Raw genomic sequence first — 25,869 nt, forward strand, 5'->3', positions numbered from 1 at the left:
CGCCGGGTGGCCGCGCCGGGTGGCCGCGCCGGGTGGCCGCGCCGGGTGGCCGCGCCGGGTGGCCTGGGGAAGCGTCGTCCACGCCGCCGTGCACGACGCAAAGCGTCGTGCGCCTGCGAATTGCCATGAATTCCCGTCGTGAATTCGCGAGAATTCCAGCAATTCCAAGTCCGAATTCACGTCGAAGTGACCCGCGACTCGAGCTATATTGGTCGTGTTCCCGGGAATTCCGGGAAAGAAATCCAGGCCAACAGGGTCCGCCTGAATACGGGTTACAGGTGGAGTATGCCCGAAAGGCTCCGGGGCTGCGAAAAGGAAAGACTGCGATGACCAGTGCCGCTCAGTTGTCTCCGACGCCCAACTCGGCCACGCCGAACCCTCCGACAGGCCCGTCGACCTCCACAACCCCCGTGAACGGGAAGACCCGACCGGGCGAGTTGCGGGCCCGTATCGCGAAGGCCCTGGTAGGAGGCCCGCCGGGGGCGCAGTTCAGTGTCACGGAGCTGGTCAACATGCTGGGGCATTCCGGCGGTGCGATCGGTAACGCGTGTGAAACCCTCGTGCGCCGGGGTGAAGCGGTACGAGTCGGTTTCAACCCCCGTATGTACCGGGCGACAGCGACCACCGCCGCAGCCGCCGCACAGGCCACGGCACCCGGGCCATCCGCCCCGGCCTCTACGCCCTCGGCCCCGCCGTCCATCGCTCAGCGGACGCCTGCCGTTGGCCCGCCGGGTGGGCGGCCCGGGCCGGTGACCCGCCCGAACGGGCAGCAGTATCACCCCCGGGCGCTGGCCAACCTCCCCGATGTCGAGGCGTTGCGGCGGCTGCGCGAGGCGGGTGTGCCGGTGTTGCTCTACGGACCGCCGGGGACGGGCAAAACTTCGCTGATCGAGGCCGCCTTTCCGGACCTGATCACGGTTGCCGGGGACGGTGACACAACGGTCGGTGACCTGATCGGGGAGTACACCCAGGATCAGCACGGTGGTTATGAGTTCATCTACGGCCCGTTGGTGACGGCCATGCAGGAGGGACGGGCCCTGCTGCTGGACGATGCGACCCTGATCTCCCCGAAGGTACTGGCAGCGCTGTATCCGGCGATGGACGGGCGGCGCCAGATCCAGGTCAAGGCGCACAAGGGCGAGACGATCACCGCCGCCGAGGGCTTCTACGTCATCGCGGGCCACAACCCCGGGGTTCACGGAGCCGTGCTCACCGAGGCCCTCGCCAGCCGGTTCTCAGTACAGATCCAGGTGGGGTCGGACTACGACCTGGCAACCGCCTTGAAGATCAACAGGACAGCGGTACGGATCGCGAGGAACCTCGCCACCTGCCAGCAGGCCGGTGAGGTCGGCTGGGCGCCACAACTACGCGAGTTGATCGCGTTTCAGAAGATCGCCGATGTCCTGGGCACCGAGGCGGCCTTCGCCAACCTGGTCGGCATCGCCCCGCTCGAAGACCGCGACACCGTCGCCGAAATCGTCACCAAAGCCCTGGGGAAGCCGGTGACCGCCCTGTCCCTGGGCCGCCAACTCTGACCCGCACCTCCGGCCCACAGGCCACCACCCTACCCGCCCCCGACGCCCGCAGAAAGGCACCGATCCGCCATGCCCGCGCACACCACAGCCCACGTACAGCACCAGCCGCCCGCACTATCTGAGGCCGAATGGGCCCAGGCGAGGTGGGAGGACGACGGCGGCCCGCCCTTCGAACCCAGTCCGGCCGCGCAGGCCGGGCAATGGCTCCGGATCGCCGCAGCCCTGACCGAACGGCTCCCCGAACTCGCGGACCGCAAGGACGTGATCGTCACCTGCCAGCACGGCACCCGCTCCGGGGCCCCGGGCGCCTTCTACCCCGCCACGGCCGAGCTGGAGATCGATGCCGTCCTCTTCGCCCCGCTGCCACCGGCCACCATCAACCCCGAACGACGCGGTGATGAGGAACGCTACCCGGCCGCCTGGGGAGTCCTGGTCCACGAGGCCGCGCACGCCGCGCACAGCATCTGGACCACCCCACCCAACCTGCGCGGGACCGCGCTGGACAGGGCGGCACAGCTGTTGGAGGAGTCCCGCGCCGAACACGCTCATCTCACCCGCCGCCCCGCCGACCGCCCGTTCCTGCGGTCCGCCGCCCACACCCTCATCCTCGCCGACATCACCGCGCAGACCCCCAGCAACCGCTGGCAGGCCGCCCGGGCCGCCGGTCTGATCCTCGCCCGCAGGGATGCCGGAATCCTCGACCCGGACGAAACCGAACCCCTCGAACAGGCCGTCACCAGCATCCTCGGCCCCGACCTGCTGGAGGCCCTCACCCAGATCTGGACGGCGGCCCACACCACCGCCGACGACGACGCGCCCAGCATGCTGGATCACGCGCATGCCTGGTGCCAAGCCCTCGGCACACCAGCCACCGAACCCGAACCCACCGGCGGCGGACCTATGGGCGAACTCGCCGAAGCTATCGGGAAGGTGACGGTACGGGTGCAGGCGAACGAAGCCGCGCAGGCCGCCGCACAGGCACGGGTCACCGCCGCCCGAACTGCCCGGGCCAAGGCGAAAGCCGCCCAGGCCGCCCACGAACGGCAAGCGGCCAAAACGGCGGAACGGGTCTTCGCGCCCGGAGCGCGACCGTTCACACCCGGCAAACCCCGCAAGGGCAACACCCCGTCCCCCGTGACCGGCACCCGGCTGCCGACCGCAGGTGAGAAGGCCGCCGCCGGACAGCTCGCCAGGGCCCTGCGCGCCGCCGCCTACCGCGAACGCACCACCACCCACACCGCCTCAGCCGCCCCGCCCGGTCGCCTCAACATGCGCCAAGCACTCGCCCGGGAAGCGCAAAAGGCGGCCGGAGCCACCCCCACGGCCACACCCTGGACCCGGACCCTGCGCCGCCCCAACCCCACACCGCCACTGCGCGTGGGGATCGCGGTCGACGTGTCCGGATCCATGAACAGCGCAGCAGACCCGATCGCCTCGGCCGCCTGGATCCTGACCAAAGCCACCGCACTGACCGACCCCGACTCACGCACCGCCACCGTGGCCTACGACCGGGCCCTGACCGCCATCACCGCACCCGGCCACGCCCCCACCAGGGTCACCCGCTTCGAGGCCAGAGGGCTGGGACACAGCCTCGCCGAGGCCATCGATGCCCTGTGCGCCGGGCTCGCCCTCACCCAGCCCGGAACGGGCCGCCTGCTGGTCATCGCCTCCGACGGCTACTACCACCCCGACGAAGCCACCCGCGCAGCCCAACGCATCACCACCCTGAAGAACGCCGGGTGCGCGGTGCTATGGCTCGCCTTCGCCCCCGACCCGTGCCCGCTGCCGGGCGCCACGCCGCTGGAACTGACCGACCCGGCCCAGGCCATCACCGCGATCGCCAAAGCCGCGACCACCGCCCTCACCACCACCCGATAGCCGCCCCACCGCACTGCCCGCGCACCCGAGCCCCACACGCCCCCGGCCCAACCGGGCCGGGGAGCCGACCCTACCCAGGCCCCGGGCCCGTTGCCTGACCGGTCGAACCCGGCACCCGCCGGACACCGCGCACCCGACGACACGATGCGTCACCCAGCCATGGAATACCCCTCCGATACGGTCGCGAATTCGCGATAATTCCAGCAATTCGCAGCCGCCACCAATGTCGACCGATCCCCAATATCGAGCTACATTGGTCGCATTCCCAGCAATGCCCGAAATCGGAAATCTGCAGAGAATTAACTCGAAGAAGCCGCTGCGGGAGACGTGTGCCCATGAGGCTGGGTGGTGGGAGGGGCGGCCGAATGCGGATTCAGAGGCCGCATCAGAGGAAGCCGCAAGCCAAGTGCCACCTGACGTGCCCAGCAGCCCTGGCAGAGGTCCCAGCCGAAGGCATGCTGCTCCGCCCCGACGACCGGATGACAACACGCCGCCCCCGATTCCCCTATTCCATTCCACAAGGAGCGACAGCTCATGTCACATCACCAGCACGCCACATGCCGCGACGCATTCACAAGTCGACACCACCTGCGATCGGCACAGAACCGTGCCATTCCGGTGGCTGGAGCGGCGGGACCCCGAATACCTCACAGCCCGAAACGACGCCGACAGCACGGATCCCCCACCCGATACCCCGGCAGGAGTTCATGATGCAGGACCGGAATCGCCCCAGCGCACCGCGCTATCTGATCTCGCCCCGTTACCTCGCAGGGCCTGACCCCGCCGCTGTGACCACAGCTGACGACGTGCTCCTGGCAGCCGGATGGAAGGCCACCCGAGAGCCGTGCCACACCGATTACCGCGACCCCAGCGGCCAGCGCCACGCGTGCCATCTCCACAGCCGGGCCGTGCACCCCGGAAGGCCTTTGATGGCCTGGGAGTTCACGGCCAGTGCCTACTCCGCAACACGTGTGACCTGGACTGCGTGGTTCTCCCACGACACCCCACCCGAAATCACCGCCGCATTCGCCGCCGCCCTGGCCGACGACACCCCCGGGCTCGTCCCCGAAGACGGTCCGCGCTACCTCCTGCCGCCCCAATCCCCCCACAAGGCCACCGAGGCACTCGCCACAGCTGGATGGATCCGCGACATCGGCCACCAAGACGACTCCTGGTACGCCCCCAACGAGCAGGCCGTCGTCGTCACCACCACCGTCCCCGGCACCACCGGGAAGTGCGGAGCGAACTGGCTGTGCGCCGCCCGCCGCGCCGCCGACGAAATGGTGCTGTGGGTCGTCCTAGCCTCCCCGGCCACCCCAACCCACCTGATGGCCGCCCTATGCCGCGCCCTCACCGACCCCGCCCCGGTCCCGCGCCACACCCTCCCCGATCCCGAGATCGGCGCACTGACCATCACCCGGTACCCCTGAACACCACCCTGCTCAAGCCCTGTTCCCCATACGCACGAGGAGCGATCGGTGCCCAGGCCACCACCAAAAGGCCTGCGCCAGGGAACGCACCCGCATCCGCCCAGCCTGACCGCCATCCACCTGAGCCGCCTTCCGGCAACTCACCAAGCCGCCACCGACAGCACCGGCCACAAGGAGAACACCGCCCATGACCTCCATCGCCGAACAAGCCCATGCAGCCTCCACCTTCATCCAGCAGACCGCCGCCGCCAGCGAATACGGACCCCACCGCGGCCTCGACCACGCCCGCACCGCCGTACGCCTCGCCAGCACCCTCGGCCTCAGCCTCCAGCACATCACCATCACCCCGGACAGCAAGCGCCGCACCACACCCGGCGAACCCCTCCTGGCCATCGCCACCTGCTCGACCACCCGTACCCAATACACCTTCCTCGCCCGCTACCCCCTCTACGAGGACGAGCCCTTCGAACTCCTCGGCCCCTGTCCCGTGTGCGCCGCACCCGTACCGCTGGCCGCCGTCCGCCACCTCGCCGACCTCGGCACCCACCTGGCCACCGGACCAGCCCCACTCAGCAACGGCCCAACCCCCGCCACCTACCCCGACACCTTCGACACCGACGAAGGACACGCCCCGACCTGCCGCTACGGCGCGGCATAAGCCCCCAAGCGAAAGGGCGTCCCCATGGACAGTCCCCTCAGCAACCCACGGTCCCACACCAGCCCATCCACCTGCACCGGTCCTGGCGAGACCGCCCTGCGCACCGCCCTGGGCAACGACGGCTACGCAACGCTGCGCCGCCACTGCCGCCTCACCGACACCGCGCTGGGGCCCCTGGCCGAACTGCTTTGGACCACCGCACAAGAAGCCGACCGCCTCCACGCCGAACTGCGCTACTACGCCAGGAACACCTGCGACCACCTACGCCACGTCCCAGCCCACGCGAACCAGACCGAGGCCGTCCCGCTCGGCTTCCTGCAACACACCAGTCGCGCCATCGACGTGAACGCCACCCGCTACGTACAACAGATGAACCAGCTCAACCTGGCCATCGAGGCCTACAAACTCGCCCTCCTCGCTGCATAACCGGCAGCTGCCCAGCACTCGCCGCCTCCGGCAGGGCACTGCTGTATTCCGAGCCCCCACGGCCTATGAGCAGTCCGCCGAGCGCCCGCGGCCCGAACTGACTGCCGGGGCCGCAGCGCCAACCCGTCGCGCGCATTCCCCGCACCACCGCCATGCGCTACTGCGCGCGTGCTGGACGGAACCGGACACCAGATGAAAGGAACCGCCCCCATGACGACGCCTGACCTCCACCACCACCGCGCCCTGGTCCACAAGATCCTCACCCAAAGCCAACGCCTCCTCATGCGCGACGCCGTCAGCGCACGATCCGCACTCGCGAGCGTGCTGAACACCGCGACCGAACACGTCTGCAACAAGCACGCCACCCGCGTCTCACCCCACCACGCCGCATGGCTCGAAGCAGAAGCCGCATCCCACCTGATCAACGCCGCCGGATGGCAGCTCACCGGACTGACCGACCCCACCCTCCCGCACTACCTGACTCGCCTCGACCAACGCCCCTACCCGGCACGGCTGCGCCTGCTGGACACCGCAGCCCACCGCGCCAACCCTGACCGCCCCACCACACCGCCCGCCGTCTCCCTGCCCCAGCAGCGCACCGGCGCCCCCACGGCAAGCCGTAGACGGGTGAGCCCCTGCCCGTGCGTGTGCAACAGCGGCGGCTCCTGCGGCGGCTGCGGACACGCAGGATGCGGCAGGAGCCGGTAAGTCAGGTGGAATGAGCCCCTGCGCAGCGGCCACCGCAGTGGGACGCTGCGCAGGGGCTCGTCTCCGAGGAAACCGCGTCCTCCATGCGGATGTCGTCCGCCTTCGATTCCGGGCGGTTTCACGACCGATGCGCCGGAACTCTCCAACTCTCAGCCGGGTTCAAGCGGTCACCGGGCGCTCGCCCCGTCAGCGGGGCGACGCCGCCCGGCGTCAGCTGCGCCGGGGGTAGCGGTAGCAGCCGTTCACTCTTGTTTGGGGCCGATGAGGAAGAGAGCTCGGTCGTCGTGGACGTCCTCTGCTGCGGCCTCGATGAGGTGCCAGGCTGCGCCGTGAAATCCGTCGGTCATGTAGTGGTCTGCCTCACCGACGAGACGGTCGATGCCCTCGGTGATGTCGCGCCCTGAGGTCTCGACCAGGCCGTCTGTATAGAGCATCAGGACATCACCGGGGCGGAGGGAGCCCTGAATCGGGTGGTACTGGGCTCCGTCGTACAGCCCGAGGAGCGGGCCGTCGGGGAACTTCTCTTCCCAGCGGTTACGCGACATGCTGAGTTGGAGGCCCGGCAGATGGCCGGCTGAGAACAGTTCGTAGTCACCCGAGTCCAAGTCCAGGGCGAGGTAGATCGAAGTGGCAAAGCCCTCGTCCCAGTCCTGCCTCAGGAGGTAACTGTTCGCTGCGGGAAGGAACGCGCGAGGTGGGAGCGAGCCCAGCAGCCCGCTGAAGGCGCCGGACAGGAGAACAGCGCGAGAGACCGCGTCCACGCCCTTGCCGGAAACGTCGGTTAGGGCTACCTCCAGTCTACGGCCGCTGTTCGTGCGGGCCGCGACGACGAAGTCGCCGGAGAAAGACTTGCCGCGCGCCGGGCGGAGCGCCATCTCGCGGTGCCAGCCATGCGGAAGGAGGGGCAACTTGCTCTGCACCCGGAGGCGTTCACGCAGGTCGACCTGCATCATGCCCCCACGTCGGCGCCAGGGTCGGCTGATGCGGTGACGCAACTGCCGCCAGTTGTCCGGAGTTGTCCGGGACAACCACGTGCGGCTCTGGGACTGCTTCGCTTGGGAGGAAGCGCGTACCACGGGCGAGCGCTGCATGCGTCCAGGAATGGTCGTTGTCCTGGCACTACTAACGGTTGGCAGATGATGGCCTGAAGCGGTGTGGAAGCCGACATCGTCGGCCGCTTGCTGAACGGCGGCGTGCTCCTCATCGAGGACAGCCCGCACCTTTTCCAGCGCACGGTCCACATCATCGAGGGCCGCCTCGTCATGGCTGGTGGCACTTAGATCGGGCTGGAGCACCGGTGAGGTCGAGTTTCCTGGCAGCAGAGCCGGGTCGTCATGTCCTGTCCGGAAGCGCAGCTCGGCAAGCTCGCATTCCAGTACATCGATGCGGCGGGCCGCATGGTCGGCAACCTGCTGGGCGATGTCGCGTTCCCGTTCGGCGCGGGACAGCTGTTCGCTCAGCTCCGCCTGCTGCCGTTCTGCCCGGGAAAGTTGTCGTTCCAGCCCCGTGTGCTCGTCCGGATGCCGGGCCGACAGCGGCTGCAGGTCATCGGCCCGGCGCATCAGTTCTGTGACCTTCGCCTGGGCCTGCCCCTGCATGGCAAACAGCAGTGTGGCGATTTGCAATGCCTGGTACCGGCCGCGTTCGCTCGCTTCGTAGGCCGTCTGGAGCCGCTGCATCTCCTGGTAGATCTCGATCGTGCGGTCCTTGGCCGCCAGCAGCTCCTTGGCGAGCGCAAGTTCCTGTGCCCCCGCGAGCGGTGTGGGGCTGGTCTGTGCCTGGTCCCATAACGCTCTTGCTGTCTCAAGACGTGGCCCGCATCGGTCGCTCGGTTCGTTCGGAAAGCACACGTCGGCCATGGCCTCGACCACGTCCCATTCCAGCCCGTCACCGGCCAGCAGGTCACGCAGTCGGCGCAGCTCGGGCACGGCCCGGGTCACGAAATGGTCCGGTGTGAGCCGCTGGTGTAGTCGGCTCACCGGAACCGCTGACTCGTCGATCCAGGATCGCACCAGTTCGACAAGCTGATTGATCTCGGTGCACGCCCCCCGGGGTGGTGCCCACGGTCGACCTGGTCGATTCCTCGCGCCTCCCACTTGCCTTCCCCCTCAGTTGTTCGACGGACAACCCCCTGTTGTCCCTGGAGATATATCCAACCGGTCCGCCAGCCCTGTCTGCCCAGGGATCGTTGTTTTCCTCCACCGGTACAACACGATTCAGGCGGTGCCTTCATGGACCACACATCTGCGGCCTTCTTATTCCTCGCCCTGGCCATGGCCATCTTGTTCTCCATCGTTGCCGCGGCGATCTCCTTCGCTCTGGCGTGCTGGGACGGTGCCACCATTCCAGCGGCTTTCGCTCGCAGCGGCGTTACGTTCGCCGCAAGCCTCACCCTGTGCCTTGCTGCTCTCTCTTCAATCGGCCGGTGAGCCTTCGGCCCCGGCAGGACTCACGACTGCGCCGAGCGCCGGGCCACCGCCAAGGGTGGCTATTCGTCCGGGGCAGCTCGGAACCGAGGAACGAGTGGAGCGACAGCATGGCCGGGTGCCACCCAGCTTGCTGGGTGGCACCCGGCCATGTGGCTGATCTGTGCCGGTCTACTTGCGGTCGCTGCTGGGGGCGGTGGTGAGCCGGTAGGTGCGTGGGCGTTCGGTGACCTGTTCGGCGATGCCCTGCTGGGTCAGGGTGACCAGGGCGTTGGCGATGGCGCCGGAACTTTTCTCAATGATCCGGCTGATGCGTGTGGCGGTGAACGCTTCGTCGGGGTGAGCGGTGAGGTGGCCGATGACCATCTGGCGCAGGGCGCCAGGGGCGAGGCGGCTCCGGTGGCCGCTCTGGCTGGCGGTCGGCTGGGGCTGTTCCGTTTTTGTGTCCTCCGAGGCTGCCTCGCTTGTCGGAGGTTCGGACGCGGGCGTCGGCGTCGGCGCATCGTCGTTTTCTACTTCCTGCGAGGGTTCGCTCGCAGAATCCTGCTCTCCGTCTTCATCAGCGTCGCCGTGTTCTGATGCGTCGTCCTCGGATGCGGGCGCCTCTGCAGTGGGCGCGGGGTGGGCGTGGTGCTCGGTGGGTTGCTCGTGGCTGTCGTTGTCAGGGGTCGGTGGCTCGTCCGTCGGATCCGGTGAGGTGCTGGTGTCAGGGTCGGGTGTGGGCGTGGGTGTGGGTGTGGGGTACCAGTAGTTGGCGGGGCGGCCGCTGCCGTCGGGAGCGGCGCTCTCTCGGTGGGCGAGGCCGGTCTGTTCGAAGTGGCGGAGGGCCTTGGTCGTGGTGGAGCGGCCGGTGCCGGCGGCTTGGGCGAGGGTGGTGCTGGTGGTGCCGGGCTGGTTGTTCAGTGCGGCCCATACGGCGGCGGTGGTGCCGGTTAGCTGAGGGGGGTCGGGTTGGTTGGGGGTGGTTGTGGTGTTGTCGGTGTTGGTGGTGGTTGGCATGGTGGGGTCTCCCGCGTGGGGTGGTGGGTGGTTGTGGAGAGAGCCCCGGCCGGGGTGCTCGCGGCGCGTGGCCTACGCGGTGGTCCGCGGCGACGACTATGAACGCTCTGTGGCGGCCGACTAGTCAAGCCGCTCCCGTCCCCCGGGCGGGTGCTTCTTGGGGTGGCCCGCCGGGTGCGGGGTGAGGTGCGGGTGCTCCCGGGGTGCGCTCGGTGTCGAGGCGGGTGCGGAGCTCTCGGGCGCGGCGTTGGCCCAGGTGCAGGTGGCGGCGGAGTTGGCGGATGCTGATCGGCTGACCGGTGCGCTGGCGGGTCGCCAGATCCAGTGCGAGAGCCCGTGCGTACACATCGGCGTCTGCGCGGCTGTGTCCATCGGGCTGGTCCACGGGCCCATCGGGGGTGGCTTCGTGGCTGTCGTGGCGTGTGGTGGCCGCTGTCGGGCGCCCGTCTTCCACGTGGGTGCGCTCGGACGGTGGTGGAGCGGGGGGTGCGGGTGCTCCCGGCGTGTTCCTGGGGTGCTCCTCAGGGTGGTCGTCGTGGGGTGCGGTGGTGGGGTGCGGGTGTGTCTGGGAGGTGCACCGGCGGTAGGCGGCGACGGTTTCGGTCAGGCCGATGAGGAGCAGGGGTGGCACTGCGTGGAGGAGCACTCCGGCGGGGTCGGCGTGGCGGGGCCAGTCGATGTGGTCGTCGGGCCAGAGGGAGGTCCAGGTGTTCATGATGGTGGCGGCCAGGCCGGCGGACCAGCGCAGGGCGGTGGACCAGCGTGGTGGGGGGATGTTCCAGGCGGCGAGTCGTGCGTCGGCGTAGAGGACGCTGGTGAGGGTGAGGGCGACCATCGGGTCGAGGAGGACGGCGATCGGCCAGGGGATGTGGTGGTCGACGGCGAAGAGGGTGACGTTGACGGCGGTGAAGATGAGGGCGAGGGCGGCGACTCCGGCCAGGATGCGGACGAGCGTGCGCATCAAGGTGTCGATCTCGGCGGGGGTGGGGTGCGTGCTCACCGCGTACCGCGCGGGCTCGGGCGGGTCGCGCCTTGGTAGGTGGGGCCGGTCAGCTGGATGCGGGTTTCTCTGACCACGGCGCCGGGGTGGGGTGCGTCGATCATGTGGTGGTGGCCGCTGTAGATGCCGACGTGCGTGACGGCCCGCGGACTGGTGCCGAAGAACAGCAGGTCGCCTGGTAGGAGGGGTGTTCCGGCGGGGAGGTGCGGGCCGGTGTCGTACTGGGCCTGTGCCACGCGGGGGAGGTTGATGTTGATGGTGGCGTAGGCGGCTTTGGTGAGGCCGGAGCAGTCGAAGCCGCCTTCGGCGGGGCCGTCGCCGCCCCAGACGTAGGGGGTGCCGAGCTGACGGCGGGCGAAGGCCACCACCTCCCGGCCGGCAGTGGAGGTTGTGGGGAGGGCGGCGTAGCGTCGTGCGATCCGTAGGACGTCTGCGACGTAGGTGTGGGAGGGGTTGTAGGCGTAGATCGCCCGCTCGATGTTCTTGTTGTGTCGGGCGCCGTGTGTGCATAGCAGGCGGGCTGCGGCGAACACCGCGTCGACCGGGTCCCACGGCGTCGGGGGTCTGCGTCCATCTGCCGGTACGGGATGTGCGTAGAGCTTGAAGGTGGACGGCAGGAATTGCATGGGGCCCACGGCTCCTGCGGAGGATCGCATGGTGGGGTGGCGTCCGTGGTTGGTCTCGGCCTTGCCGATCGCGGCGAGGATTGTCCAGGACAGTCCCGGGCACTCGGGGGCGGCCCGCTGATACAGCGCCAGCATGCTCGGAGGGATGTCCCGCAGCGCGTTCCTGCCCGGGGCGGCGGTGGTGCCGCTGGAGCCGGGGATGAGGGAGCTGAGGAGTGCGGCGATCGCGAGGGCGGCGAGCAGGGGAAGGGCGATGAGCGCGCAGCCGATCCCGGTGGTGGTCTTGGCGAGCAGGCTCATCGGCCGTCCGGCGTCGTGGGTGGCCGGGGTGGGATGGGGAGGGTGAGGGCGGTGTCGGCGTCGGTGGGGTCGATGGTGGCCGGGGTGAGGTGGGGCCAGTGGGTGGTGAGGCCGGTGAGGGTGGTGCGTGGGGCTGGGGGGTGGAGGGGTGCCCACCAGGGGCCCCAGGGGGTGTGGGTGGTGAAGTCGGCGGAGGAGGTCGCGACGTACAGGCCGAGGTCGCGGGCGGGTTGGGTGAGGCGGTGGCGGAGGGCGCGGTCGCGGGAAGCGGTGTGGGTGTGGATGAGGAGGGCGGGGCGGGTGTTGGTGGAGGTGGTGAAGGCGGCGTAGCCGACGAGTTTGGCTTCGACGCGGGGCAGGGACTGGGAGCCGGTGTCGTATTCGAGGAAGAACGACAACAGGACCGGGCTATTCGCGTCGGTCGTGCTGAGGGTGTGCCAGTGGGCGTAGGCGTCGGGGCGGATCATGTCGTCCCAGCGCCGTGCGCAGGACCGTTCGGACAGCCACAGTGTGAGGCGGCCGTGGGTGGCGTTTGGGGTGGGGGCGGCGAGGTGGGTGAGGAGTTCGTTGACGCCGATGTCGTGGCCGAGGGATGGGGAGTAGGCGATGCGGCCGGTGGTGGTGGGGCGCCAGCCGAGGGCGGCTGGTTCGCATCCTGCGTGGGCGGCGATGACGCTGACGCCGGTGGGGCCGAGGGTGTAGTGCTCGGGTGCGGAGCCGTGCTGAGTCAGGGGGCGGAAGGAGTCCAGGACGGCGTGGTGGTGGAGGACGCGCAGGCGCCGTTGGGCGGAGCGTTGGCTGGTGAAGGCGATGCGGGCGATCTGTGGGGTGGTCAGGACGCGGTGTTCGTGGACCATGGCGGTGATCCACAGGTCGCGGGCGGTGAGGCTGCGGGCGAGGGCAGCGGGGTCCGTGCGGTGCCGTGGGGGTGTGGGCCTGGGCCGGGTGAGTGCGGCGCGCGCGGTGTAACGCGAGCCGGGGCCGGAGGCTGGGCGGGGCAGAGCGGGCATGGCGGTTCACCACCAGGGCATCGGTCGGAAAGGCCGGGTGAGCGGAGGAGCGGGCGCGTGGCGGATTGGGTGGTCAGGGGCGGGTGGTCCGGGTGTGGGTGCGGGCCGCTGCGGCGGTGCGGAGATCGGCTGCGCGGCCGGGGACGGGGGGTGGGAGGGGCCGGGTGGTGAGGGTGAAGGCCGGGGATTCGGCGCCGGCGGTGAGCAGGTGGGCTGCGGCTTGGTAGGGGCCGAGGTGGGCGAGGTCGTGGGCGGTGAGGGTGGGGAGGGTGTGGCGTTCCAGGGCGGTGGCGTCTTCGGGGGAGGTGTTGAAGAAGATTTTGTTGCGGGCGTTGGCGGAGATGCCTTCGCGCAGGTCGCGGGGGAGCTGGGCGAGGTGCTGGTGGGCCAGTGCCATGGACAGCCGGTAGCCGCGGGCTTCGGCGAGCATGTCCTCCAGGGGGTAGGGCAGGGTGAGGAAGTTGTGCGCCTCGTCCACGTACAGGGATGCGTCGATGCGTTGGTGTTCGGGGGTGCGGGCGCGGGCTGAGGCTGCTTGCCAGGTTCCGGCGACGATGAAGGAGCCCAGCAGCCGTGCGGTCTCCTCACCGAGAGCGCCTTTGGGGAGGCGTGCGAGGAGGATGCCGCCGTCGAGGACGCGGGTGAGGTCGAAGGTGGAGGGGCCGGCGGAGATGGCGCGGCGGGCGAAGTCGCGCAGCAGGAAGGCGCGCAGCTTGTTCATCACCGGGCCGACCACGGCGGCGCGGGAGGGTTCGGACATGGACTCGTACCAGGCCCAGAAGCCGCGGAGTACGGGGTCTTTGATGGTGGGGATCAGGCGCAGGCGGTAGGCGGGTTCGCCCAGGAGCCGGGGGACGTCGGCGAGGGTGACGAGCTGACCTGTGTGGGCGCGGTGTTTGAGCAGGGTGAGGCAGGCCGCTCGCATGACGTCGTCGGTCCTGGGGCCCCAGAAGGCGGTGAAGATGCGGCGGAAGATGCCGGTGAGGTTGTCGACGACCACGTCGATGTCGGCCCCGTCCAGGACGTTCAGGCACGGCGGGGCGTGGGAGTCATCCGGGTCGATAAGGACCAGGCGGTCGGCGCAGGTGTCGGGCAGGCGGTGCAGGAGGCCGGTGACGAGGTCGCCCTTGGGATCGATGACGATCGCGCCCCGGTGATGTCGGACATCGTCGAGGACGAGGTTTGCGACCAGGGTGGATTTGCCGGAGCCGGTGGCGCCCATCAGATGGATGTGATGTCGGGCGTCGGCGACCGCGAGACCGACCGGGCGGCGGGCGCCGGTGTCGGAGTGACCCAGCGGCTTGACCCCGGCGCCGGGGGTTGGTTCGGGGATTGTGGGTGGTGGGAGGACTGAGCGGGCTCCCGCGCGCCGCAGGCCGGGGGCGTCTGCGTCGAGGGGCAGATGGGCCAGGGCCGCCAGTTCCGGGACCGACAGCAGCGCCGCACGCTGCGGGAAGACGCGTCCTTCCAGCCATCGTTCGGGGTGGGCGAGTCGGGTGCGGGCGAGCCAGTTGAGTTCCGCGTACAGGCCGAACGCGGAGGCCAGCGCGTGCGCACGCCCCCGCACCACATCCCGCGCACGCTCCTCCTCAGGTGTGCAGGTGGCGGCGTAGGTGATGGTCGTGTGCCATTGGGGGCCGGTGAGTTTGGCGGCGGACTGGCGGACCGCGGCACCGTGCTCGACATCCTGCCGCCGGGCCAGTGCTGGCTGTGGCCGGTGCAGCAGGAGCGCGCCGAGCGCGGGCAGTCGCGGGGCCGGGCCTCCGGCCTTCAACCGCCGCGCTGTGCGGCGGGCCCGCCGCACAGCGGCGCCGGTTGCCGGGCGGACGAGGATCTGTACGAGCGCGGTCTCGCCCTCGCTCATGCCGGTGGCTGCCTGCAGCAGCGCTCGGAGTGGGTCGGCCGCGTGCTCGGTGCGCAGCGGCAGCACCTGTGGCCGGGCCGGGCGCAGCCGCCCCGCCGTCACCACATGGCCGGGCGGGATGAGTTCCGGTGGTTGTTGGACGCGGGTGTGGGCGCCGGGCCAGGCCGCCTCCACCGCCCGCCGCACCAGCCCCAGCGGCACGGTCCCTGGCACCCACAGCCGGATCCCCAGCCCGGTCGGCGACCACGCGTACTCGAACCCCAGATGCGGCTGGCCATCGGTAAGGCGTCGCCACCACGGCCGCAGCAGACCCGCCAGCTGCGCCCACAACACGTCACCCCCCTTGGCGGGGATCTGGGGCGGAGCGAGGATCTCGACGCAGTGTGCGTCGTCGGCGAAGCGCTGCTGGCGACTGCGCCGCATCCGGCCGCAGCCGGTGGTGACGCACACGGCTGCCGCCGTCGCAACCGGCACGAGCACAGGCATGTGCGGGACGGCCCAGCCGAGAACTGTTCGGGTGGTGGAGGCCCAGAAGGCAGCGGGGTCGGTGAGGAAGTCCACCACCGGACCACGGGGTACCGGGCCGGTGACGAGCGCGGCGACGGTCACTGGTTCCACGTCTCTTCGCCGAGAACGTGGCCGAAGCAGGAGTCGTCGGGGGCGGTGTCCTCGGCCCACTGCTGGGCGGCGAGTTCTCCGGGGTCGGTGGTGATGATCTCGTGCTCCCCCGGGGCGGCCACGGAGATCAGCGCGACCTTGCGGCGTTCCCCGGCCAGCAGCAACGCCTCGCCCCTCCCGGCGGACAGCAGGAACTCCCGCTCACCGTGGGAGAGCCGGAACGAGGCGCTGATGGTGTCGATCGCTTGTGGGGCCTGCCGGAGCAGAATCTGGGTCGCCGCGTTCGCGACCACCGCTCTCCCCAGCGGCGAAGCGAGGACGTCATCTGCGTCCTGGGTGATGACGGCCAGCCCGGTCCAGTTTTTACGGGCGGCCTTGGCCATCCGGAACAGAAAGCGTGCCCCGGCCTCGTCACGCATCAGCAGCCACGCCTCGTCCACGATCACCAGATGCTTGCCGCCCCTGCCCGCATCGGTGACCTGGCGCCAGATCGCTTCCAGCGCCAGCAGCATCGCCGGAGCCTTCACCTCCTCCGGCAACTCCCGCAGCGCGAAGACCACCAAATGGCCAGCGGTACTCGCCGTGCTGTGGCCGTTGAAGACGCCAGCATGCGAACCGGTGACATACGGCGCCAGCCGCTCCACCAGCCCCGCAGCCACCTCACTCCCGTCCTCGCCAAGAACCTCCGCGAGGTCCGCAAGGACTGGCGGGGTCCGCGTCCAGGTCCGGGCATCCGCCGTGATCCCCGCCCGGGCATAGGTGGCCAGGAGCGCCCGGTCGAGCACGGCTTCCTCCGCGCCCTTCACCTCGGCGCCGAAGAGCACAGCCAGGAAGCGGTGCAGGAACAGCACCCGTCGCGTCAGGACATCCTCACCGCCGGCCTCGCCATGACAGGGGAGGTCGAAGGGGTTGAGGCGCACGCCGTCGGCACCGAGCGCCACGACGGTGCCGCCGACACTCTCGGCCAGGCGTACGTACTCGTTTTCCGGGTCGACCACGGAGGCGGTGACCCCGGTGAACAGCAGCCGCAACAGCTCCAGCTTGGCCAGGTAGGACTTGCCGGCCCCGGAACGGGCGAGGGTGACCGAGTTGTAGTTGTCGCATCCGAAGCGGTCCCACAACACCGGCGCGCCAGAGACGGCGTTCAGCCCGTACAGCACCTGCGACCCCGCTCCGGCCCCGGCTCCAGCAGCATCGGCGGGAGCGGGTAGCTCGGGGCTGGCGAAGGGGTAGCAGGCGGCGAGCGCCGCGGTGTCGAAGGTGCGGCGGATCTTCAGCGTATCGATGCCCAAGGGCAGGGTGGTCAGCCAGCCGGGCAACGCCCGGTAGGTCGTTGGTGCGACCGTCATCAGCAGTGACTCCGCGACCGCTTTGACGGCGGCGACCTGCTCGGCCAAGGTCTCCTCGTCCGCGGCGTGGACGGTCATGTACAGGCCGACGTGGAAGAGCTTTCCCTCGCCGCGGGCGATCTGGTAGGCGAGATCGGCCGCGTCCGCGGCGGCGGCCTCGACCTCCGGATTGTCCAAGTGCCCCTTGTCGAATGCGCCCCGGCGTCCGGATTCCAGCCGGGCACGCTGCTTCTTCAGACCGGCCGCCGCCACGAGGTTGGGGACCGGTTCGATGTGGAGAGCGATGTCCAGGTGCCCGGGGAAGGCGAGGAGGGGCGCCAGCCAGCCGGGGCTGACCTCGGCCGGGTAGCCGGTCACGACCATGGTGGAGGCCAGGTGGCCCCCGATCGCGAGGGTGCGGGCATGCACCTCAAGCGCCTCCGGGCCCGCGGGCTGCAGCAGCTCTCCGGCCCGGACGGCCTCATGGTCCGCGCGGTGCCGGTTTCGGGGACGTCGGATCATGCCTCGACTCCTTGCGCTTCCGTATCGAGCGGCGTTGTGGGGGGATCGGGGTTGCAGGCGGTGGTGATCAGCGCGGTGCTCTGCTCTTGGTCGAGTGGGGTGACGCTGATGCCGGCGGGAGCGAGCCCGCGAGTCGCTTCCTGGATGCGCTGGATGGCCCGTGCGCTGCAGGCAGAAGGCCGGGCTCGGCGCGGCGGTGTCTCTTCCCGTGCGACAAGGACGATCTGGCGGGTCAGCAGGTCCCCGGTCCCGGCGAGATGGGCAAGGTAATCGGCGTGCGCGCGGGCCGCCCGCTCCAGCGCCGGGTGCGGCAGGGCCGGGGCACGGTGGTGGAGCTGGTCCACCAGAGGCGCGAGATCGGTACGGTGACAGCGGAGCAGGAGCTGGGTAGGACCGGTTAGCGAGTTGAGCCAGCGTCCGTACGCTGCGACCAGGCCCTGCTGCTCGGCACCGCTGTGCAGGTCGAAGTTGACCGGCGAGCAGATCCCCAGCGCCGCCTGTCCCTGCTCGGCCAGATCCACCGTGCCCACCGGGCCGACACCGCGATGCGGCATCCGCACCGGCACCGGCATCGGTCCGGTTGCCTTGCCCATTTCCTTGTTCACGATCTCAGGCAGTGCGGGCACGCCTTCCGGAGCATGCACTCGCCGTTTGGGGGCGCGGGCGTGAGCGAGGGCGGCGAGGAGAAACCGGTCCAGGCCGATGCCCTCCCGGGCGCCCACCGCGACCGCGGTGACAGCTCCGGCCACGGGCACCACCATGACCAGATACGTCAGCGGCGGCATGAACGGCTGCGCGAGCCAGTACCCGCCGTACAGCACCAGTACGCACCCGGCCAGGATGGCGGTCTGCCGCGCGGTGAGCGGGCCCAGCACGCGGTCCGGGCGCGTGATATCCGCGGGAATCCGGGTCGTAGCGACACCGTCGTCGTATCCATCTGTCATGAACACTCACCTCCGGGGCGGTTCAAGAGGAAGGCGCAACTGCGCCGGGCGTACGGGCCGGACACGCACCCGCTCGGCCGGAATCCGCAGCACTATCTGCCGCGAGGCCACCCGCGGAACGGACCGGTCGACGGGAGGCCGCGGGGACGAGGGGGAGGCCGAGCTGCTGGTGGTGGGGTGCGGTCGCGGGACGCGCTCGGCCCGGATCGGCAACCAGGTCTGGACCGGCCGCGGCGTACGGGAGGAGACGCGCTGCGCGGCCACGGGCAACGTCAGCTGCCGCTTGCGGCGTGCCTGTGCGGGATGGACCACGCTGTGGGGACCCTTCTGCTGAGAAGTACCAGGTGAGGCCACTCGCGAGCCAGTGCTCAGGCGGCCCGCCGGCCCCCTTGGGAGCGTCGGCGCCGTTGTCAAGCCGGCCGCCGGGGCTCCGGCTCGGGGCGTCCCCGTGCCCACCGGGCCCGAAGGGCTACCGGGCGCAGGAGAGCCAGTGGCTGTTCCGGGCCCCGAACCGGGCACTCTGCTCGCCGTTTCAGCCGAGCCAGTGCCGAGCCACCTGCGGCCCAGTGGTGAGCCTGGCTGTGGTCCCGGCCGTGGTGGACCTCCGCCGCCACGGCCGGGACGTCCACCCCCGCCACCGGGCCGGCCACCTCCGCCAGGGCCGCGGCGCAGCAGGGACGTGCCGGGGAGGTAACGGTCCATGAGCCGGTACAGGGCCAGGGTCCGCAGGATCCTCACCGCGGTGGGCGCATGCGGGTTGTGGATTGGAGTGGCCCGGAAGACGACCTGCATCGTCCAGCCGGGGATCTTGAACAGCACCCAGAACAGGGCGAGCCCGGCCAGCATCGTGCCCAGCTGATCCGAGTAGGGAATCCCCAGCGCGGTGGCGCCGGGAGCGAAGAATAGCTTGAGCGCGACGATGAACGTCATCGACTGCGCGACCTGAATGACCAGGCACCCGGCAAGGCCGCGCCACCACAGCCGCGCCATCGGGTCGGTGAGCGGGTGGGCATGGCAGGCCAGCGCCAACGGACCGGAGACGGCGAGCAGGGCCATGACGGCGACCCGTACGACGAAGCCGATCAGCACAGCCAGGATCAGCACGATCATGACGATCGACGCGATCAGCAGGTAGATCTTGAGCCCGGGAGCGCCGAACAGGGAGAAGGGAAGGGCTCGCTCGACCAGGCCCTGCCCGGCGTCGGCCATGTCGATGCCCAGGATCGCGTGGGAGAGCGCGTTGCCCAGGTCGATGGCCTTGCCCATCACGGTCAGCGAGGTCGCCGAGGCGATCATCCCGATCAGCAGGCGCGGGGCGATCTGTTTGAGCGCATACCGGGTCTGGACGGTCTCGTATCCCATCACCGTGATCCCGCCCGCGGTCACGAACAGCGCGTAGATCCCGGCTGTGATGCCCATCGACCCGGCCCACAGCCGTTTCAGGTCCGCGTGCCGGGTGACGTCGGGCGTGGCGAGGAGGGTGTCGGCGAGCAGTTCCCGCAGTGGCTTCATGATCTGCTCGACGATCATCCCCAGGAACGAGGTGATCGCGTTCACGATCATGCCTGGGATGTCGAGGAAACCGTCCAGGCCCCAGCCCGCCGGGGAGCAGTCACCGCTGGTGACCTTGCAGGCAGGAGGTGTCAGCCCGGGAGCCGGCTCCAGCCTCGGCCGCTGTGAGGGCTCATGAGACGGACGGCCAGGAGCCGGACTCGGCCCGGGCGTGGCCTTGGGCCGAGTGGGACCCGCTCGGGGTTCGGGAGCGCTTGTCGCGGGCCCGGGCTGGGGACGCGGTTCTGGATCGTCCGGTACGGCGAGTGCCGGGAGGGCTGCTGCGGGGAGGGCGACAGCCTGCGCGGGCGGCCCGGCGCCGACGAGGAGGGCAGCGGGTGCCAGGAGCAGGACAGAGAGAAGACGGCGGCGGCTGGTCATTGCCCGCCGCCGTCGTCCACGCCCACGATCTGCTTCAACAAGGCCACCAGTACCGGGGCGAGGATCGCCAGCCCGTAGCCGATCGCCGCGGCCTTCAGCGCTCGCTTGGAAGCTTCGACCTCTCCCGGGTCGCCCCCGGCCATGAGGTAGCGCAGGCCGCCGAAGGTGAGGAAGAGCGTGGCAAGTCCGGCGAGCAGGCCGACAACCTGATCCCGCAGATTGGAGATGACCTCCGGGATCGTGGCTACTGCCCAGGCCGCGGGTGGATCCGCCAACAGCAGAACGGCGGTGACAGGGGTGGTGAACACCAGCCGGATCCCGCAGCGCATCAACTGACGTGCGGTGGCCGGTCGCGGACGGAAGCGGCTGAGCATGGCAGGGCACCTCCATCAGGCACGAGAACAGGCAGACAGAAAACGCACGGACGACAGGGAGCGGGTGGGGTGAGCCGGATCCTTCGCCCGGGGCCGGCCTCCTTCGGCGGCTACCGGATGGCTCTCGGGGTGTCAGCACGAGACGGAGCGCACACCCCACCCAGCACACGGCCCGACAGCACGGGAGCGATACACAAAGAGCTCCTGCCAGGCCCGGGGGCTCCTGCCGATCCAGGAGAATCAGAAGAAGCCCTCGTCTGCCCATCGATAGAGAATCCGGGGCCGGAGCGTTGACGCCCCGGCCCCGGACGTCCCCCGCATGGCTCCCTACCGGGCCCGATGACGCAGGTGAGAAGCCAGGCGCTGTTCGGCGGCGGTGCGATGCCGGTACAGCTGACGCATGCTCACCCCACGCTCACCGGCAAGCGCTCCCATCGGCTCGCCCTGCAGTCTGGTGCGGGCGATCAGCTGCGCCTCGGCCACGTCCACCACCCGGGCCCGCACCGCACGGGCCAGCACCTGGTACTCATCCGACACCGTCAAGCCCTCCAGGTCCTCGACGGTTGCGCGGGCACGCAGGCGCCCCAGATGGACCATCGGCTCACCCGCCTCCCGCTCCCCGCGGCGACGAGCCGCGTAGACCAGGCGGTGAACCGCACGGTCCGCAGCCGCGAACAGTTCCCGGTCCACCCCCGGATCACCCGCCCCCACCCCCGCAAGGGCGACAGCTACCGCGGCGAGAGCTTCCTGCTCGACTTCCTGACGCTCCAGATGAGCTGGGCGGGCCAGGCGGGACAGCATCCGGCGCAACACCGGAACCGTCATCGCCACGGCCACCACCGGCCACGGCTCACCGAGGTCGTGCGCACGGCGCACGACCTCGCTCCATGTGCGTGCCCGCAGCTCGGGCCGAGTGCTGGGGTGAGCCAGCCGGACACGGATCTGATCGACCGGCCACGCCTCCTCCGACGGGTCGTCACAGACCAGGTGCGCGGGCATGGTCAGTGGCGTGGCGGTACGGGCGAGCGCGAGGAAGGACTGCTCCAGCTCCTCCAGCGGCGAGAGCCGGGCAGTGTGCGGACGGCGAGGTACGGGGCGGTGATGCATGGCGCGACTCCTGCGAGAAGGGGTTCGGACAACTTCCGCCGCCAGCCCTTTCACCCCACCGCGCCACCACTGACCCACCCGCCCACCACCACCGGACAACACACCGCCCCATGGACCGCCATGTGCGATGGCCCACCTCCGGCTCGGCAGCAGTGAGCAGGACCAAGGCCCGTACAGAGCGAGCAGGAATCGAACATGAAGAAACTTGAATTGGCGTCCGTGCTCGGGATCTGCAGGCACATGACCGCTTGCGTGGATCAGCGATCTTTGAGGAGAAGGTGCAGCAGCGTCACCACGCCCACTCCGACCAAGAGGGCCGTACCGAACGAAGGATGCTCAAAGGCGACGTACACAGTGACGCTGCCCGTCAGCAGCAACAGCGCCATGCGCTGATCCATCTGACCGTGCATGAGTAGAGGGCCCCTCCCGAGGTGACGGCACGCCTGCGCTTCCGACGGCGCTTGGTGATGAGAGAGAGGCCGCGGGATCGGAGCCATTACGCGGGTTCACCACAGGATCGCTGTGTTGTGCGTCACACCTCATGCGCGGGAGTGGCGCGAGTCCTGGCCACAGAGGTGCACGACGGGTGGTTGGCCGTCGCCGGCATGCGCTCGAACTTCAGCAGCGACCCTCCATACACAGGGCCGCCCATGGTGGCTAGCTCATGGCTCGCGACCGGCTCGCACCCGCGTTCACCTGCGGATTCAGACGGACCATTCGGCCATGTCGCGTTCGATCCGTTCGGAACGACTGGCAAGGACGGCAGAAGTTGAACGCGTAGGCGGTGGCAAAGGCCAGCAGCCTGAATCTCTATTGATCACGTCAGCACCAGACGGCCGGATCCCCGTTCCCGGGCGCCACCAGCCGATGACGAAGTCCGACCAGCACCGCAGCACCGCCAGCCGCCCCGGCTCATCCCGCCCTCTGCCGACCACCGTGTGGGCCCCCGCCTTGAATGAACCGAGCGAGGACGCCGCCCCCGGCGGGGTGCTGCCCGGCTGGGCGTTGGACAAGATCCGCGCCGAGTTCACGCACCGACCCGGCCACCCGCCCGCGCGCCTGATCAAGATCCACATTCGCGACACCGAACCCGGCATGGACACCCGGACCCGCGTCACCTACCTCGCCGCCCACGAGGACAGCAGAAGCACCCGCACGGCCCCGGTACTGCTCGCGGAACTGCACCCCGACACCCTCCCCGCCCCCGACGACGAACCGGCACCCGCCTGTGACCAGATGCCGGGCGCAATGGAGAACGGCTGGTCCGGATTCTTCCACCGAACTCATCGCCTTCTGCCCCATGACGGCGTCTTGCTGCTCGCCACCAGACAGCGCCGCGACGCCGGACGCCTGACCGACCCGCTCGGATCCCTCATCGCCTCCGCCCGCACCGCCGGCTTCCGCTACCTCCAGCACATCGTCATCATCCACGGACACCCCGACGGCGACCACATCACGCCCACCCCGCCCGAGAGCGCGCCGCCCGGACTCATCCACTCCGACCTGCTCGTGCTGTCCGCGATCAACAGCGCCTGACCGAAGGAGCACGACACCATGTCCGACCGCGAATCGGTGTGGAACACCGCACCCACATCCGCCCCCGCCCAGCGCGCCAACCGCTACGTATCCGGCTCGAACGCGCACCCCGCCAAGATGCTGCCCGCGATCGCCGCCCACGCCATCCGCACCTACACCAAACCGGGTGAGCTGGTCCTGGACCCGATGTGCGGCATCGGCACCACCCTGGTCGAGGCCATCCGCCACCACCGCCAGGCCCTCGGGGTCGAGTACGAAACCCGCTGGGCCCGGATCGCCCGGGCCAACATCGCCCACAGCATCCGGCACGTTGAGCAAGGCAGCGGCCGGGTGGTGTGCGGCGACGCCCGACAACTCACCCAGCTCATCAATGCCGACCTTCACGGAAAGGTCGCGCTGGTGGTCACCTCACCGCCATACGGACGATCGGCCCATGGCCGGGTCCACTGCACGAGCGAAACGGGCGAGCGCGGCGTGGTCAAAACGGACTACCGATACGGGCGCGACCCGCACAACCTCGCCCACGTCTCCACTGACCAGCTCCTGGACGGCTTCTCCAAAATCCTCACCCAGTGCCGGGCGGTGCTGCGCCCGGGCGGCACCGTCGTCGTCACTACCCGGCCCTGGCGTACGCACGGCGAACTCATTGATCTACCCTCCGCCGTCCTGGCCACAGGCCAAGCCGCCGGTCTCGTCCCGGCGGAGCGCTGTGTCGCTCTCCTCGCCGGCATCCGCGACGGCCGACTGATTGCCCGTCCCTCGTTCTTCCAGCTGAAGAACGTCCGCGACGCCCGCCGCCAAGGAATCCCCCTCCACCTCGTACAGCACGAGGACGTCCTCATCTTCACCCGCCCCGAGAAGCCCTCAGCCGCCTCCTGGCCGCTGTGCGCCCGCCGCGAGCGGCAAGCCGGGACCGAACGCTGCCGCTACCCCCGATCCCATCGGAAGACAAGGCTGTGAACGCGCACACACGAAGCGGGGAAGCCATGACACCAGCCGCTACCACCCCAAGCTCCCCAGCAGCAATGCGCCAGGCCCAGGAAGCGGATGAGCCACCCGAGGTGACCGTGATCCTCCCGGACGGTCCTGTGCCGCTCACCCCGCATGCCGCCAAAGCGCTACTGGCCTTCATCCAGGACGAGTACCAACACCGCCGCACCGTTCATCACAGCGGCTGACCACCCACGACCGGGCGGAAACACGGTGGACGGCTGGCCCTCCGGGCCGAGCCAGAGGTACGACGGACGACCACCGTCCACCGTGCACACCAAGCGATCCCAAGGAAGACGGCCCATGCCCCGTTTCGCCTTCGCCGGACGCTGCTCCACCGAGGACCTCCAGGACCCGGAGACCTCCCGCAACTGGCAGCTCACCCGCGCCCGCGCTCTCATCGAACCCGCCGGAGGCGAAATCGTCGCCGAATACTTCGACGCCGGACACTCCCGCGCACTGCCGTGGAAACGCCGCCCCCAGGCCGCCGCCCTCCTCACAGCCCTGCGTGACCCCCACCGCGGCTTCGACGCGGTCGTGATCGGCGAACCCCAGCGCACCTTCTACGGCAACCAGTTCGGCAACACCTTCCCCCTGTTCACCCACTTCAACGTCCCCCTTTGGGTTCCGGAAATCGGCGGGCCGATCGATCCCGACAACGAGGCCCACGATCTCGTCATGTCCGTCTTCGGCGGCATGAGCAAAGGCGAACGCAATCGCGTCAAGATCCGCGTACGCACCGCCATGGGCTCTCAAGCCAAGATCGAAGGCCGCTTCCTCGGCGGCAGACCCCCATACGGCTACCGGCTCGCCGACGCCGGCCCACACCCCAACCCGGCCAAGGCCGCCGACGGCAAACGCCTCCACCGTCTCGAACCCGACCCCCAAGCCGCGCCCATCGTGGTCCGCATCTTCACCGAGTACCTTCGCGGAACCGGCCTATACGCCATCGCCGAAGGCCTGACCCGCGACAACATCCCCTGCCCCTCAGCCCACGACCGTGCCCGCAATCCGCACCGCGACGGCCGCGCCTGGTCCAAGAACACCGTCCGCGCCATCCTCACCAACCCCCGCTACACCGGCCACGAAGTATGGAACAAACAACGCAAGCAGGAAATCCTCCTCGACATCGACGATGTCACCCTGGGCCACCGCACCCAACAGACCTGGAACACCCCCGAACAGTGGATCTGGTCCGCCAAGCCCGTCCACGAACCCCTGATCAGCAAGACCACCTTCACCCACGCCCAAGCCAGGAGACACGACCGCCGCCAGCACCACCCCGCAGAACGCAGCCCCCGCACCACACCACGCACCTACGCCCTACGCGGACTCATCCGCTGCTCCCTGTGCGACCGCAAGATGCAGGGCACCTTCAACCACGGCCACCCCCACTACCGCTGCCGCTACCCCTACGAATACGCCAAGAGCAGCCCCCTCGACCACCCGCTCACCGTCTACATCCGGGAAGCGGTCATCCTCCCGGAACTCGACCGGTGGATCGCACAGGCCTTCGCCCCCGGACAGCTCAAGACCACGCTACAGACCATGCAGCGATCCCAACGGGCAACAACCACCGCCTTGCCCGGCCTCGAGGCCGCCCGCCGCACCATTGCCGACTGCGACCGGTGACTGAGCCAATACCGCGCAGCACTCGA

General features: G+C 69.7%; 21 protein-coding genes and 1 pseudogene. 10 read left to right on the forward strand and 12 right to left on the reverse strand.

What is annotated here, in order from left to right; translation table 11 throughout:
* Positions 1-326: 326 nt before the first annotated feature.
* The 6 genes from NQU54_RS41300 to NQU54_RS41325 all read left to right on the forward strand — a co-directional run bounded on the left by NQU54_RS41300 (position 327) and on the right by NQU54_RS41325 (position 6,635).
* Entirely contained in the window at positions 327-1,535 is a 1,209-nt protein-coding gene (locus NQU54_RS41300) for an AAA family ATPase (RefSeq protein ID WP_372506335.1), read from the forward strand.
* A gap of 69 nt (positions 1,536-1,604) precedes the next feature.
* Positions 1,605-3,413, forward strand: coding sequence for a VWA domain-containing protein (locus NQU54_RS41305; protein ID WP_257635479.1), 1,809 nt, complete (start codon positions 1,605-1,607; stop codon positions 3,411-3,413).
* 710 nt (positions 3,414-4,123) lie between these two features.
* Positions 4,124-4,843, forward strand: coding sequence for a DUF317 domain-containing protein (locus tag NQU54_RS41310; RefSeq protein ID WP_257635480.1), 720 nt, complete (start codon positions 4,124-4,126; stop codon positions 4,841-4,843).
* 187 nt (positions 4,844-5,030) lie between these two features.
* On the forward strand, positions 5,031-5,501 hold the full coding sequence (locus NQU54_RS41315; RefSeq protein ID WP_257635481.1) for a hypothetical protein: 471 nt from the start codon (positions 5,031-5,033) through the stop codon (positions 5,499-5,501).
* A gap of 24 nt (positions 5,502-5,525) precedes the next feature.
* Positions 5,526-5,927, forward strand: coding sequence for a hypothetical protein (locus NQU54_RS41320; RefSeq protein ID WP_257635482.1), 402 nt, complete (start codon positions 5,526-5,528; stop codon positions 5,925-5,927).
* 210 nt (positions 5,928-6,137) lie between these two features.
* Positions 6,138-6,635: a hypothetical protein gene (locus NQU54_RS41325; RefSeq protein ID WP_257635483.1), complete on the forward strand. Its 498-nt coding sequence runs from the start codon at positions 6,138-6,140 to the stop codon at positions 6,633-6,635.
* A gap of 242 nt (positions 6,636-6,877) precedes the next feature.
* Here the strand turns inward: NQU54_RS41325 and NQU54_RS41330 are convergent.
* Positions 6,878-7,621 (reverse strand): annotated as a pseudogene (locus tag NQU54_RS41330) (PP2C family protein-serine/threonine phosphatase); the annotation flags it as partial.
* A gap of 1,245 nt (positions 7,622-8,866) precedes the next feature.
* Between NQU54_RS41330 and NQU54_RS41335 the strand changes: the two are divergent.
* Entirely contained in the window at positions 8,867-9,064 is a 198-nt protein-coding gene (locus tag NQU54_RS41335; protein WP_257635484.1) for a hypothetical protein, read from the forward strand.
* 168 nt (positions 9,065-9,232) lie between these two features.
* Here the strand turns inward: NQU54_RS41335 and NQU54_RS41340 are convergent, their stop codons facing one another.
* From NQU54_RS41340 to NQU54_RS41390, 11 genes are all read right to left on the reverse strand, one after another.
* Positions 9,233-10,060, reverse strand: coding sequence for a hypothetical protein (locus NQU54_RS41340; RefSeq protein ID WP_257635485.1), 828 nt, complete (start codon positions 10,058-10,060; stop codon positions 9,233-9,235).
* Positions 10,061-10,184: 124 nt separating this feature from the next.
* On the reverse strand, positions 10,185-11,060 hold the full coding sequence (locus NQU54_RS41345) for a hypothetical protein (protein WP_257635486.1): 876 nt from the start codon (positions 11,058-11,060) through the stop codon (positions 10,185-10,187).
* Positions 11,057-11,986, reverse strand: a complete 930-nt coding sequence (locus NQU54_RS41350; RefSeq protein ID WP_257635487.1) for a C40 family peptidase — start codon at positions 11,984-11,986, stop codon at positions 11,057-11,059. Before NQU54_RS41350 ends, NQU54_RS41345 begins: the two co-directional genes overlap by 4 nt.
* Entirely contained in the window at positions 11,983-12,996 is a 1,014-nt protein-coding gene (locus NQU54_RS41355; protein ID WP_257635488.1) for a replication-relaxation family protein, read from the reverse strand. Before NQU54_RS41355 ends, NQU54_RS41350 begins: the two co-directional genes overlap by 4 nt.
* Positions 12,997-13,069: 73 nt before the next feature.
* Complete coding sequence (locus tag NQU54_RS41360; protein WP_257635489.1) at positions 13,070-15,478, reverse strand: DUF8128 domain-containing protein; 2,409 nt, start codon at positions 15,476-15,478, stop codon at positions 13,070-13,072.
* On the reverse strand, positions 15,466-17,328 hold the full coding sequence (locus NQU54_RS41365) for a VirB4 family type IV secretion system protein (protein ID WP_257635490.1): 1,863 nt from the start codon (positions 17,326-17,328) through the stop codon (positions 15,466-15,468). The genes NQU54_RS41360 and NQU54_RS41365 overlap by 13 nt, the downstream gene beginning before the upstream one ends.
* Entirely contained in the window at positions 17,325-18,272 is a 948-nt protein-coding gene (locus tag NQU54_RS41370; protein WP_257635491.1) for a PrgI family mobile element protein, read from the reverse strand. Before NQU54_RS41370 ends, NQU54_RS41365 begins: the two co-directional genes overlap by 4 nt.
* Positions 18,273-18,278: 6 nt before the next feature.
* Positions 18,279-19,835, reverse strand: a complete 1,557-nt coding sequence (locus NQU54_RS41375; protein WP_257635509.1) for a TrbL/VirB6 family protein — start codon at positions 19,833-19,835, stop codon at positions 18,279-18,281.
* Between the two features lie 365 nt (positions 19,836-20,200).
* Positions 20,201-20,578, reverse strand: coding sequence for a pilin (locus tag NQU54_RS41380; RefSeq protein ID WP_372506338.1), 378 nt, complete (start codon positions 20,576-20,578; stop codon positions 20,201-20,203).
* Between the two features lie 327 nt (positions 20,579-20,905).
* Positions 20,906-21,685, reverse strand: coding sequence for a hypothetical protein (locus tag NQU54_RS41385; RefSeq protein ID WP_257635492.1), 780 nt, complete (start codon positions 21,683-21,685; stop codon positions 20,906-20,908).
* Between the two features lie 257 nt (positions 21,686-21,942).
* On the reverse strand, positions 21,943-22,083 hold the full coding sequence (locus NQU54_RS41390; RefSeq protein WP_162502100.1) for a hypothetical protein: 141 nt from the start codon (positions 22,081-22,083) through the stop codon (positions 21,943-21,945).
* Between the two features lie 469 nt (positions 22,084-22,552).
* Between NQU54_RS41390 and NQU54_RS41395 the strand changes: the two genes are divergently transcribed.
* From NQU54_RS41395 to NQU54_RS41405, 3 genes are all read left to right on the forward strand, one after another.
* Entirely contained in the window at positions 22,553-23,221 is a 669-nt protein-coding gene (locus tag NQU54_RS41395; protein WP_257635493.1) for a hypothetical protein, read from the forward strand.
* Between the two features lie 18 nt (positions 23,222-23,239).
* Positions 23,240-24,181, forward strand: a complete 942-nt coding sequence (locus NQU54_RS41400; protein WP_257635494.1) for a TRM11 family SAM-dependent methyltransferase — start codon at positions 23,240-23,242, stop codon at positions 24,179-24,181.
* Between the two features lie 333 nt (positions 24,182-24,514).
* Complete coding sequence (locus NQU54_RS41405; RefSeq protein ID WP_257635495.1) at positions 24,515-25,843, forward strand: recombinase family protein; 1,329 nt, start codon at positions 24,515-24,517, stop codon at positions 25,841-25,843.
* The last annotated feature ends 26 nt before the right edge of the window (positions 25,844-25,869 follow it).

Source organism: Streptomyces malaysiensis subsp. samsunensis, from assembly GCF_024519315.1.
Taxonomy (GTDB): Bacteria; Actinomycetota; Actinomycetes; order Streptomycetales; family Streptomycetaceae; genus Streptomyces; species Streptomyces malaysiensis.